Genomic DNA, 13098 nt, shown 5'->3' on the forward strand with positions numbered 1-13098 from the left:
GCGCTCGCGCGCGGGGCCGCCGCGCCCTATCATCTGATGAAATCCATGGCGATCGCGCCGCCGGAGCGGCTGCGGATCGCGCCGCCGGACATTCGCACGACCGATTCGACCGTCGCCGACCAGATTTACGCCGGCTATTTCACCTTTCAGGGCAAGACGGCGCAGGCGCAGGGCGTCTCGCCCTTTCTTCTCACGCCGCCCTCGCCGGGCTGGCGGCGCTCGCTCACGGGCTTCTCCTGGCTGCGGCATTTGCGCGCCGCCGACAATGCGCTGGCCAAGGCCAACGCGCGGGCGCTCGTCGCCGATTTCCTGGCGCTGCCAAAACTTCCTCCCGACGATCCGGCGATGGCGCCAGCGGTCGTCGCGCGGCGACTCCTCTCCTTCCTATCGCAATCGCCGACGCTGCTAGACGGCGCCGAGGCGGAATTCTACGACGCCTTCATGCAGGCGCTGGCGCGCGGCGCGCGGCGCTTGTGGCGGGCGCTCGCGGGCGAGGGCGCGTTTGGCGCCGATCGCGCCTTTTGCGCCATCGCCCTTGCGGAATTCGCCGTCTGCGCCGACAGCGGCCGCAAGATCGCCCCGCATGTGACGCGCGCGCTGACGGCGGAGCTCGACCGGCAGATTTTGAGCGACGGCGGGCACGTCAGCCGCAACCCGCAAATCCTGATCGATCTGCTGCTCGACCTTCTGCCGCTGCGCCAGGTCATCGCCGCGCGCGGCTTGCAGACGCCGCCCTCGGTGTTGCGGGCCATCGACCGCATGATGCCGATGCTGCGCATGATGCAGCATGGCGACGGCTCGCTGGCGCTGTTCAACGGCATGGGCGCGACGGCCATGGATCGGCTCGCGAGCGCGCTTGCCTATGAAGACACGCGCGGCGCGCCGCCGGTCAACGCGCCTTACGCCGGCTATCAGCGCATCGAGGCGCGCGACGCGCTCGTCATCGTCGACGCCGGGCCGCCGCCGCCGCCGGAATTCTCGCAAAGCGCCCACGCCGGTTGCCTCTCTTTCGAATATTCGCTCGGGATCGAGCGCGTCGTCGTCAATTGCGGCGCGCCGTCGGCGCCGCATGACGACGCCCGCGAACTCGCGCGTTCCACCGCCGCGCATTCGACGCTCGTCGTCGCCGACCGCTCCAGCGCGCGCTTCGCGCCGATCGATGCGCCGCGCCGGCGCGCCGGCGCCGTGCTCTCGGGCCCGAGCGAAACGAATGTCGAGCGGCTTCGGCATGAGGACGCCACCACGCTTTTTCTGTCGCATGACGGTTATGCGCGCGATTTCGGCCTTCTCCATCAGCGGGAGCTGACGCTTCTGGATGACGGCTCGATGCTTCTGGGCGTCGATCGGCTCGCCGCCGCGGAAGGCGCGCGCAAGCGCGTCGAAACGCATGAATTCGCGGTGCGCTTTCATATTCACCCGCGCGTGCGCGTGACGCGAGGCGCGGGCGCCGCGGTCGATTTGCGCCTCGCCAATGGCGAAAGAGTCATCTTCGAGGCCGAAGGGATAGAGCCAGAGATCGAAGAGAGCATTTTCTTCGCGGCGCCCGGCGGCGCGCGCAAATGCGCGCAGATCGCCTTGCGCGGCATGGCGACGCCCGGCGTCGAGATCGCCTGGTCCTTCCGGCGCCTCCGCGCGGGCGAGGCGGTTCCGCCCGCCGAGGATGTGTGATAAGCGCGGCGCAAATTTTGAGGAGAATATGATGCCGGTCGATCTGCGCCCCGTCGCGCGCGCGCTGCTTTCCGTCTCGGACAAAACCGGCCTTGTCGAATTCGCGCGCGCCCTGGCGGATCGCGGCGTCGAGCTTGTTTCGACCGGCGGCACGCGCAAGGCGCTCGCGGAGGCGGGACTCGCGGCGCGCGACATCGCCGATCTCACGCATTTCCCCGAGATGATGGACGGGCGTCTCAAGACGCTGCACCCGAAAGTGCATGGCGGCCTTCTGGCGGTGCGCGAAAATCCCGAACATGAGGCGGCGATGCTCGCGCATGACATTGCGCCGATCGATCTTCTCGTCGTCAATCTCTATCCCTTCGAAGCGACGCTCGCGAAGGGCGCGCCCTTCGATCAATGCGTCGAGAATATCGACATCGGCGGACCGGCGATGATCCGGGCCGCCTCCAAGAATCACGACGACGTCGCCGTCATCGTCGATCCGCAAGATTACGGCGCGCTGATCGAGGAGCTTGCGGAGACGCAGGGCGCGACGCGGCTTGCGACGCGCCGGCGTCTCGCGCAAAAGGCTTTCGCGCGCACGGCGGCCTATGACGCCGCGATCTCCAACTGGCTCGCGCAGGCGCTGGACGAAGCTGCGCCGCCGGTGCGCGCCTTCGGCGGGCGACTCGCCGAGCCGATGCGCTATGGCGAAAACCCGCATCAGTCGGCGGGTTTTTATCTGACCGGAGAGGCGCGGCCCGGCGTCGCCACGGCCCGGCAGGTTCAGGGCAAGCAGCTCTCCTACAATAATGTCAACGACACCGACGCCGCCTTCGAATGCGTCGCGGAATTCGATCCCGCGCGCACGGCTGCTGTCGTCATCGTGAAACACGCCAATCCTTGCGGCGCGGCGGAAGGCGCCACTCTCGAAGAAGCCTATCGCAAGGCCTTGCGCTGCGATCCGGTTTCGGCTTTCGGCGGCATCGTCGCCTTGAACCGGAGGCTCGATGCGCAAGCGGCGCAGGAGATCGTGAAGATTTTCACCGAAGTCATCATCGCGCCGGACGCCGACGAAGCAGCGATCTCGATCGTTGCGGGGAAGAAAAACCTCCGCTTGCTGCTGACGGGCGGCTTGCCCGATCCGCGCGCCAGGGGCGTAAACTATCGCAGCGTTTCGGGCGGCTTTCTCGCGCAGTCGCGCGACAACGCCGTCGTCGACGACATGAATTTGCAGACCGTGACGAAGCGCGCGCCATCCGCGCAGGAGCTCGCCGATCTGAAATTCGCCTATCGCGTCGCGAAACATGTGAAGTCGAACGCCATCGTCTATGCGAAGGACGGCGCGACCGTGGGCGTTGGCGCGGGACAGATGTCGCGCGTCGATTCCTCGCGCATCGCCGCGCATAAGGCGCTTGAGGCCGCACAGGCGGCGGGCCTGTCCGAAAGCCTCGCGAAAGGCGCGGTCGTCGCCTCGGACGCCTTCTTTCCTTTCGCCGACGGGCTGCTCGCGGCGGCGCAAGCCGGCGCGACGGCGGTCATTCAGCCGGGCGGCTCGGTCAATGACAAGGACGTTATCGCCGCCGCCGACGAAAAGGGGCTCGCCATGGTCTTCACCGGCGTCAGGCATTTCCGGCACTAAAGAGCGGCCCTTTTCGCGAAGCGCGCTAACCATGCGTCAAACCCGCGGCGCCGATAATCGAAACTGCGCTAGCCTCGCCGCCGCAAGGCCTGTTAAACTGGGGTCCTTGGCGAATTGGGGAGTCGAAGGATGCGTAACGCTTTGAAACTGTCTGTGGGCCTCGCCCTGCTGTGCGCGCTTGCTTCTGGAGAGGCGCTCGCGAAATCGAGCAAGGCGGCGGGGCCGTCCGCTCAGGTGACGACGAAAGCCAATGAGGAATTTGCGATTCCGCTGCCGCACGATCTGACGACCAGCAAGGACTGGCTCGACGACGGGGCCGAGTCGGCCGCGCAGGGCAATCTGCAGCCGAACCGTTACGGCAACGATAATTACTTCTGGGAGCAGACGGATTTCGCCCAGCAGGATCCGCTGCGCTTTACCGAATATGGCGAAATCTTCGACGGCCGCTGAGCGGCTTTAAAAAGAGAAAAGACAGGGCCGGCGGCCGCCAACCCTTCTTGCAGCAAGACAGGCGCCGCCAATAGAGAGCGCGCGTTCATGAATCGAAAGTTCATGAACGCGCGCTCTCTGCTTTCTTGAATAGACGCATTTTCTACGCCGAACCTTCGTCCGCTTCGACGCAAAAGCTTCAGCAAACCGGAACGCTGCGATAGCCGACAACATCGCCCCAGCGATTGAAGATCGGACGGCGCTCGTAATAGCAGTCCGGGCCGCTCGCGGCGGTGGCCGCCAAAGCGCCGAGCGCGAGCGCGCCGCCAACGGCGGCGTAAGGCGCCCAGCCATAGCCATGATGCCATTTGCTCCAGGCCAGGGCCGGCGTGGCGCTCGCGACGGTCCCCGCCAGAACGGCGGCGGCGAGAGTCGCGGTGATGATTTTCTTCGATGTGGTCATTGACGCTCTCCTCAACTTTTCTTTCGCAATCCTCTTTGCGAATGAGAGCAAGCTAGAGAGACTTCCGCGCCATGTTCGTGCGGCGGCGCACAGGGCGATCACGCCTCGCTTTGCGCCAGGAGTTTTTGCTGATGGTCCGTCGTCAGCGAGTCGATGATCTCGTCGAATTCGCCTTCCATCACGCGGTCGAGCTTATAGAGCGTCAGATTGATGCGATGGTCGGTGACGCGGCCTTGCGGAAAATTATAGGTGCGGATGCGCTCGGAGCGATCGCCCGAGCCGACCTGCTGGCGGCGGTCTTCGGAGCGCTCCTTGTCGAGCCGCTGGCGCTCGGCGTCGTAAAGGCGCGAGCGTAGAATGTTCAGGGCCTTTGCCTTGTTGCGATGTTGCGAGCGCTCCTCCTGCATCATCACGACGATGCCCGTCGGAATATGGGTGATGCGGATCGCCGATTCGGTCTTGTTGACATGCTGGCCGCCGGCGCCTTGCGCGCGCATCGTATCGATCTGCAAATCCTTTTCGTCGATCGCGACATCGACTTCCTCGGCCTGCGGCAGCACGGCGACCGTCGCGGCGGAGGTGTGGATGCGGCCCTGCGTTTCCGTTTCCGGCACGCGCTGGACGCGATGCACGCCCGATTCGAATTTGAGACGGCCATAGACGCCGCGCCCGACGATTTCGGCGACGATCTCCTTGAAGCCGCCGAGCGCCCCGGCGCTTTCCGACACGATCTCGACGCGCCAGCCCTTGAGCGCGGCGTATTTCTGATAGGCGCGAAAGAGATCGCCGGCGAAAAGCGCCGCCTCGTCGCCGCCGGTGCCGGCGCGCACTTCGAGAATGACGCTTTTCTCGTCGGCTTCGTCCTTGGGGAGCAGGGCGAGGCGCAGCGCGCTCTCGGCCGTCTCCAGCCGCTCGCGCGCGGCCTCGACCTCGCTCTCGGCGAGCGCGCGCATCTCGGCGTCGAGCAATGCGTCGGACAGCATCGCTGCGAGGTCGTCGGCCTCCTTTTGCGCGCCGCGATAGGCGCGGATTTTCTCGACCACCTCATCGAGCGTGGCGCGCTCGCGCGAGAGGGCGACGAAGGCCTGGCCGTCCGCGCCCACGGCGAGCTTCTCGCCGATTTCGTCATAGCGGCGCAGGATGAGATCGAGCTTGTCTTGAGCGAACATGCGAAGGCTTCTTCACGAAAAATAGGAAATGACGGCTTGAAAAGAAGCGGGCGTCGCTACAAGGGCACGCCCCGCGCGATCGCATAGTCGCGCAATTTGTCGCGCACGGAGGGCGCGCCGTCGTCCGAGGCGAGGAGCGAAGCGAGATACATCTGCGCCTCGTCGAGATTGAGATTGAGAATCATGCTTTTCACGGGACCGATGGAGGAGGGCGCCATCGACAGCGAGCGATAGCCGATGGCGAGCAGCGCCAAGGCCTCGATCGGGCGCCCGCCCATTTCGCCGCAAAGCGTCACCGGCGCGCCGTGCCGCGCTCCTGCGTCGGCGATGCGCTCCAGCGCGCGCAGCACCGGCGGCGAGAGATTGTCGTAACGTTTCGACACGCGCGTATTGTCCCGGTCGGCGGCGTACATGTATTGCACGAGATCGTTGGAGCCGACCGACAGAAAATCGGCGCGCTGCGCGATGAGGTCGATCTCCCACAAGAGCGAAGGCACCTCGACCATGGCGCCAAGCTCGATGCGCGCGGGCGAGCGATAGCGGTGACGGCGGATGTGGTCGAGTTCGCGCAGCGCGATCGCCTTCGCGGCCTCGAATTCCGCGACATTGGCGATCATCGGAAACATGACGCGCAGATGGCGATCGGCGCCCGCCTTGAGCATGGCGCGCAATTGCATGCGCAAAAGCCCCGGCCGGTCGAGGCCGATGCGGATCGCCCGCCAGCCGAGCGCCGGATTCTCCTCCTCGATCTTCGCCATATAGGGAAGGATTTTGTCGGAGCCGATGTCGAGCGTGCGGAAGGTGACGGGCTTCTCGGGCGCGGCGTCGAGCACCGCCTTGTAGAAACTATATTGCTCGTCCATGCGCGGAAAGCGCGGCGCGAGCATGAATTGCAATTCGGTGCGGAAGAGTCCGATCGAGCGCGCGCCGGTTTCATGCAGATGCGGCATGTCGATGGCGAGGCCGGCGTTCATATGCAGCGCGATTTCGACTCCGTCCTTGGTGACGGCCGGCACGTCGCGCAGTTTGGCGTATTGCTCCTGGCGGCGGGCGCGCAGCCGCGCCTTTTCGGCGTAGGCCGCCTGCACGTCGGGCTGGGGGCGCACATGCACCTCGCCGGTCGTGCCGTCGACGATGATCGAATCGCCGGTCTCGACGATGTCGATCAGGCCAGCGACGAGACCGACCGTGGCGACGCCGAGCGCGCGGGCGACGATAGCGACATGGCTCGTCGGGCCGCCTTCCTCCAGCACGATTCCGCGCAGCCTTTTGCGGTCGTAGTCGAGCAGCGCCGCCGGCCCCATCGTCCGCGCGACGATGATGGCGTTTTCCGGCACGCTTTGCGGATCGACGGCGTAGCTCTGACCGGTGAGCTGATGCAGCAGGCGGTTGGCGATGTCGTCGAGATCGTGCAGACGGTCGCGCAAATAGGGGTCGGTCTGGCGCTGCATGCGCGCGCGCGCGTCGTTCTGGACGCGCTCGACGGCGGCCTCCGCCGTCAGGCCGCTCATCACCGCTTCCCGCAGCCGGCGCACCCAGCCGCGATCATGCGCGACCATGCGCACCGCCTCGAGCACTTCGCGGTGTTCGCCCACCCCCATCCGGTGGCCATGCGCGACAAGCTCGTCGATCGACTGGCGCATGGCGTCGATCGCCTGTTCGAGCCGCGCCAATTCGCGGGGCATGTCCTCCGCGATAAGCTGCTTGATGACGACGCGCGGCTCGTGCAGCAGCACATGGCCGAGCCCGACGCCTTCGGACATCGGCGCGCCCCTGAGCGAGGCGGGGCGATAGAGCGCGAGATCGCGCGGATCCTCGATCGCCTGCAATTCGCCCGAGGCGATCAGCTCGGCGAGCAGCATCGCCGTCGTCTGCAGCGCCTCGATCTCCTCCTCCGAATAGACGCGGCGCACCTTGTTCTGCACGACGAGCACGCCGAGCGTATTGCCGCCGCGCAGGATCGGCACGCCGAGGAAGGAGTGGTAGATTTCTTCGCCCGTCTCCGGCTTGTAGGAGAAGGCGGGGTGCTCTTGCGCCTCGGAGAGCGCGAGCGGTTCGGCGCTCTTGGCGATCAGACCGACGAGGCCCTCGCCCGCATGCATGGTGGTCTGATGCACCGCCTCGCGATTGAGGCCTTCGGTGGCGTAAAGCTCGAGGCGCTCGTCGGCGCGCAGCACATATACCGAACAAACTTCGGCGACCATATTGGCCGCGATCTGAACGACGATCTTGTCGAGCCGCGCTTGCGCGCTCACCGACTCCGCGCTGATCTCGCGGAGTCGGCGCAGCAACAGGCGAGGGCCGCCGAGAGCGCTACGCATCAGGTCCGTTCCCATTTCGGTCAAAATTTCGCCGGCGAGGCCAACGCAAATAAGCCATCGAGCGCCTCAGGATTGCGAGGGACGCCCTCAAGCAGCGTATATTGGCCGCGTCGGCGCTCCGCAAGCGCAGCCTGGAAGCGCCGTCTCGCAAGGAACATACCGTAAAAGCAAAGCTTATCGAAACGGCTTGCGGCGCTCCTCCGAAGCCTCTACGACTGGAACGATCGCGGCTTGGCGCGCCGCGCGTCCGCCAGGAGGACGCCCGGCGCGCGGCAGGCGGCGGGCGCCCGGGACGCGCTCTCAGGAGCGGCGCCATCGAGAAGAGAATTCGTGCGTCTGAACAAATATCTGATCGCTCTCCTTTTGTTCTTCGCATCGGCGCATGCCGTCGCCATGGAATCGGTGCGCGTGCCCCAGGGCGCCCGGGCCATCGACCTCACGCACGCAGTCGAGAAGCATTCTTCGGAAGGCGACCGCATCCAGGTCTCCACGGCGCCCGGCTCCGACGGCATCGTGCGCCGCATCGAGGTCGGCGCCAAAGAAGCCGGCAGCCAGCCTAATTGGATCGTCTTCGCCTTAACGAACGACACCGACGAGCAGATCGAGCGCCTGATCGTCGCGCCGCATTTCCGGCTGCAAGGCTCGGGCGTGATCTGGCCCGATCTCGGCTCGACCCGCATCTCCGCCATCACCGCGAGCCAGGGGTTTCCCCCGGAGGCGGAGGATGCGCCGGACGCCGACGTCTTCCGCGTCACGCTCGATCCGGGAACGACCGTCACCTATGTCGCGGAGCTGCATTCGCCCAATCTGCCGCAGCTCTATCTGTGGGAGCCCGAGGCCTATAAGGACAAGGTGACGAGCCTGACGCTCTACAAGGGCATCGTCATCGGCATCGCCGGCCTGCTCGCGCTCTTCCTCACCATCGTCTTCGTCGTCAAGGGCGCGGTGATCTTTCCCGCGGCGGCGGCGCTCGCCTGGGCGGTCCTCGCCTATGTGTGCATCGATTTCGGCTTCTGGGACAAGATTTTCGACTCGGGGGCCGACGTCGACCGCATCTGGCGCGCCGGCGCCGAGACGGTGCTTTCGGCGACGCTGGTCGTCTTTCTCTTCGCCTATCTCAATCTCAACCGCTGGCATGTCCGCGCCTGGCATGTCGCGGCGCTGTGGCTCCTGATCCTGCTCGACCTCGTCGGCCTCGCCATGTTCGACGCGCCGGTCGCGGCCGGCGTCGCCCGCATCTCGCTGGCGACCATCGCCGTCGTCGGCTTCGTCCTGATCCTTTATCTCGCCGCGCATGGCTTCGACCGGGCGATCATGCTGATCCCGACCTGGTTCCTGCTCGTCGTCTGGGTGGCGACGGCGGGTTTCGCGGTCGCCGGCTGGATGACGAACGACCTCGTTTCGCCGGCGCTCGTCGGCGGCCTCGTGCTCATCGTCATGCTCATCGGCTTCACCGTGATGCAAAACGCCTTCGCGACAGGCGGACTCTCGCATGGCGCGATCAGCGACGTGGAGCGCAAGGCGCTGGCGCTGACGGGCGCCAATGAAGTCGTCTTCGACTGGGACGTTCCCTCCGACCATATTTACGTGAGCCCGGAGGCCGAGGCGGCGCTCGGGCTCGACCGCGGCGGGCTCGAAGGCGCGGCCGCCTCCTGGCTCGATCTCTTGCATCCCTTCGAACAGGACCGCTACCGCGCCTGTCTCGACACGATCCTCGAACAGCGGCGCGGGCGCATCAATCAGGAGTTCCGCCTGCGCGCGGCCGACGGCCATTATCTCTGCTATCGGCTGCGCGCCCGCCCGGTGGTCGGTCCCGACGGCGAAGTCATCCGCGTCGTCGGCACGCTGAACGACGTGACCGACGAGCGCAACGCCCAGGAGCGGCTGCTGCAGGACGCCGTGCACGACAACCTCACGGGCCTGCCGAGCCGGGAATTGTTCTTCGACCGGCTGGAGGCGGCGCTCACGCTCGCGCGCCTCGAGAAGGATGTGCGGCCGACGGCGCTCGTCATCGACATTGACCGCTTCAAGCAGATCAACGAGCAGGTGGGCATCGCCATGGGCGACAGCATTCTGCTCACGGTCGCGCATCGCCTGACGCGCCTCTTGCAGCCGCAGGACACGCTGGCGCGGCTCTCGGGCGACGTCTTCGCGATCATCCTCGTCTCCGAGACGCACGCCGACCATGTCATTTCGATCGCCGATTCGGTGCGCCGCGCCCTGTCGACGCCGGTGCGCTTCTCCGACCGCGAGATCGCGCTTTTCGCCTCGATCGGCGTCGCGCTCTACGACCAGCAGACGCATCCCAGCGCCAATGACATGCTGGAGGACGCCGAGATCGCCATGCGCCACGCCAAGCGCAGCGGCGGCAATCGCATCGAAGTGTTCCGTCCGGCGATGCGCGCGCAGCGCTCGGACCGCGTGACGATCGAAGCCGATATGCGGCGCGCGCTGGAGCGCGGCGAGGTGAAGGTCTTCTTCCGGCCGATCGTGCGGCTGGAGGATCGCACCATCGCCGGCTTCGAGGCGCTGCTGCGCTGGGACCATCCGCGGCTCGGGCGCCTCGAGCCTGCGGAGCTCATTCCGATCGCCGAGCAAACCGGGCTCATCGTCGACTTCGGCCTCCTGGCGCTGGAGCGCACGGCGCGCGAACTCGCCGCCTGGCAGCGCGCGCTCGCCGTCGATCCGCCGATCTTCGCCTCGGTGAACGTCTCGTCGCGGCAATTGTTGCGCCACGATCTTCTGCGCGACGTGAAAAGCGTGCTGATGCGCCACGACGTTCAAAAAGGGAGCCTCAAGCTCGAACTCGCCGAGAGCCTGGTGATGGAGAATCCCGAATATGCCGCGCAGATGCTCGCGCGCATCAAGGAGCTCGGCGCGGGCCTTCTGCTCGACGATTTCGGAACGGGCTATTCCTCGCTCGCCTATCTGCAGCGCTTTCCCTTCGACACGATCAAAATTGACCGCTCCTTCGTCAAGCAGATGGGCAAGGGCGCGCGCCCGGCCATCCTGCGGTCGATCATCGCCCTCGCGCAGGATTTGGGCATGGATGTCGTCGCCGAAGGCGCCGAGACGGAATCCGACGCCATCGAACTCTATCAGCTCGGCTGCGGCTATGCGCAAGGCTACGCCTTCGGGCGTCCGATCAGCACGCAGGACGCGCGGCGTCTCGTCGGCGCGGCGCCGGAAGCCGCCTAGTCCCTCTCCCCTCAATCCGGCAAAAGGGATAGGCTCCAAACGCGCTTTGCCTTCGACAATCGCCGCGAGCGAAGCGACTGACGCCTCGAGTCGTATCGCTTCATGATCGAAAAAACCTCTCCCGCTCATGCCGCTTCCGTCGAAGAAATGACGCCGCTCGAAGCGCGCGCCGAACATGCGCGGCTTGGCGAGGAGATCGCCGAGCATGACCGCAGCTACTATCAGGAAGACGCGCCGACCGTCTCCGACGCGGAATATGACGCGCTGCGCCGCCGCTACGAGGAGCTGGAAAAGGCTTTTCCCGAACTTGTCACCGACGAATCCTTAACGAAAAAGGTCGGCGCGCGCCCAAGCGAGAAATTCGCCAAGGTGAAGCACGCCGTCGCGATGCTCTCGCTGGGCAATGTGTTCTCCAACGAAGAGGTCGAGGAATTCGTCGCGCGCGTGCGCCGCTTTTTGAAGCGGGACGAAGACTCGCCGCTTCTCTTCACCGCCGAACCCAAGATCGACGGCCTCTCCTGTTCCCTGCGCTATGAGCGCGGCCGCCTCGTTCAGGCGGCGACGCGCGGCGACGGCTATGAGGGCGAGGACGTCACCGCCAATATAAAGACGATCGGCGAGATACCGGAAAAGCTGCATGGCGAGGTGCCCGAGATCCTCGAAATTCGCGGCGAGGTCTATATGACGCATGAGGATTTCGCCGCGCTCAACGAACGGCAGAAGGCGGCGGGCAAGCCGCTCTTCGCCAATCCGCGCAACGCCGCGGCGGGTTCGCTGCGCCAGCTCGATTCGCGGATCACGGCGCAGCGCCCGTTGCATTTTTTCGCCTATGCCTGGGGCGAGGCGAGCGCGCTTCCCGCCAAGACTCAAATGGGCGTGCTGGACGCATTCAAAGACTACGGCCTGCGCGTCAATCCGCTCGCCAAAATCTGCGGGAGCGTCGACGACATGCTCGCCCATTACCGCGAGATCGAGTCGCGGCGCGCGACGCTCGGTTATGACATAGACGGCGTCGTCTATAAGGTCGACGACATCGCCTTGCAGGAGCGGCTCGGCTTCGTCTCGCGCGCGCCGCGCTGGGCGGTCGCGCATAAATTTCCGGCCGAGCGCGCGACGACGATTTTGCGCGCGATCGAGATCAATGTCGGCCGCACCGGCGCCTTGACGCCGATCGCGCGGCTGGAGCCCGTCACCGTCGGCGGCGTCGTGGTGTCGAACGCGACGCTCCATAATGAAGACGAGATCGCGCGCAAGGACGTGCGCGTCGGCGATACGGTGGTCGTGCAGCGCGCCGGCGACGTCATTCCCCAGATCGTCGAAGTAGTGAAGGAGAAGCGTCCCGAGGGCGCCAAGCCTTACGCGTTTCCACATGTCTGTCCGCGCTGCGGCTCGGCCGCCGTGCGCGAGATCGACGAGAAGACGGGCGAGGCCGACGCCGTGCGCCGCTGCACCGGCTCGCTCGTCTGTCCGGCGCAGGCGGTGGAGCGCCTCAAGCATTTCGCCTCGCGCAACGCCATGGACATTGAGGGGCTCGGCGACAAGCAGATCGAATTCTTCTACGACGAAGGGCTCATCAAGACGGCGTCCGACATTTTCACGCTCGCCGAGCGCGACGCGCATATGTCGCCAAGGCTGATCGAGCGCGAGGGCTATGGCGAAACATCGGTGAGAAATCTCTTCGCGGCGATCGAGGCGCGCCGCGCCGTTCCGGTCAATCGCTTCATCTATGCGCTCGGCGTTCGCCATGTCGGCGAGACCAATGCGCGGAGGCTCGCGCGCCATTTCGGAGACTTCTCATCGTTGCGCGAGACCGCACGCGAGGCGGCGCCGGGCAGCGAAGCGCGCGCGCGCATCGATTCGATCGACGGCGTCGGCGCCGTCGTCGCCGAGGCGCTCTATGATTTCTTCGCCGAGCCGCATAATGAGCGCGAGCTCGACGCGCTCTTGCAGCATGTCTCACTGGAGCCGATGCCGGCGGTCGCTTCGACCTCGCCCGTCGCCGGTAAGACGGTGGTCTTCACCGGCGCATTGGAGCGTTTAACGCGCGACGAAGCCAAGGCGCAGGCCGAGCGTTTCGGCGCGCATGTCGCGGGCTCCGTGTCGAAGAAGACCGACCTTGTGGTCGCGGGACCGGGCGCTGGATCGAAGCTCAAGAAAGCCGCCGAACTCGGCATCGAAGTGATTTCCGAGGACGAGTGGTTCATCCGCACGGGGCAGGGGTAACAT

8 protein-coding genes are annotated in these 13098 nt (G+C 65.9%); 5 read left to right on the forward strand and 3 right to left on the reverse strand.

Annotation, left to right across the window (positions count from 1 at the left end):
• From V3H18_RS13040 to V3H18_RS13050, 3 genes are all read left to right on the forward strand, one after another.
• On the forward strand, positions 1 to 1668 hold a 1668-nt coding region (locus tag V3H18_RS13040; RefSeq protein WP_332082504.1), incomplete at its 5' end, for a heparinase II/III family protein.
• A 31-nt stretch (positions 1669 to 1699) separates the two neighbouring features.
• A complete protein-coding gene (purH, locus tag V3H18_RS13045; protein WP_332082505.1) occupies positions 1700 to 3292 on the forward strand; it encodes a bifunctional phosphoribosylaminoimidazolecarboxamide formyltransferase/IMP cyclohydrolase in 1593 nt (530 codons plus the stop codon).
• A gap of 141 nt (positions 3293 to 3433) precedes the next feature.
• Positions 3434 to 3742: a cellulose-binding protein gene (locus tag V3H18_RS13050; RefSeq protein ID WP_332082506.1), complete on the forward strand. Its 309-nt coding sequence runs from the start codon at positions 3434 to 3436 to the stop codon at positions 3740 to 3742.
• 178 nt (positions 3743 to 3920) lie between these two features.
• On the opposite strand, the gene V3H18_RS13055 is transcribed toward V3H18_RS13050, so the two are convergent.
• The 3 genes from V3H18_RS13055 to ptsP all read right to left on the reverse strand — a co-directional run bounded on the left by V3H18_RS13055 (position 3921) and on the right by ptsP (position 7674).
• Complete coding sequence (locus V3H18_RS13055) at positions 3921 to 4184, reverse strand: hypothetical protein (RefSeq protein WP_332082508.1); 264 nt, start codon at positions 4182 to 4184, stop codon at positions 3921 to 3923.
• A gap of 98 nt (positions 4185 to 4282) precedes the next feature.
• Positions 4283 to 5353 (reverse strand): peptide chain release factor 1, encoded by a 1071-nt coding sequence (gene prfA, locus V3H18_RS13060; protein ID WP_332082509.1) that lies wholly within the window; start codon positions 5351 to 5353, stop codon positions 4283 to 4285.
• Positions 5354 to 5409: 56 nt separating this feature from the next.
• A complete protein-coding gene (gene ptsP / locus V3H18_RS13065) occupies positions 5410 to 7674 on the reverse strand; it encodes a phosphoenolpyruvate--protein phosphotransferase (RefSeq protein ID WP_332082510.1) in 2265 nt (754 codons plus the stop codon).
• Positions 7675 to 8004: 330 nt separating this feature from the next.
• Between ptsP and V3H18_RS13070 the strand changes: the two genes are divergently transcribed.
• Complete coding sequence (locus V3H18_RS13070; RefSeq protein WP_332082511.1) at positions 8005 to 10872, forward strand: EAL domain-containing protein; 2868 nt, start codon at positions 8005 to 8007, stop codon at positions 10870 to 10872.
• 102 nt (positions 10873 to 10974) lie between these two features.
• A complete protein-coding gene (gene ligA, locus V3H18_RS13075; protein WP_332082512.1) occupies positions 10975 to 13095 on the forward strand; it encodes an NAD-dependent DNA ligase LigA in 2121 nt (706 codons plus the stop codon).
• Positions 13096 to 13098: the final 3 nt, after the last annotated feature.

The organism is Methylocystis borbori, assembly GCF_036576025.1.
GTDB classification, from domain to species: Bacteria; Pseudomonadota; Alphaproteobacteria; order Rhizobiales; family Beijerinckiaceae; genus Methylocystis; species Methylocystis borbori.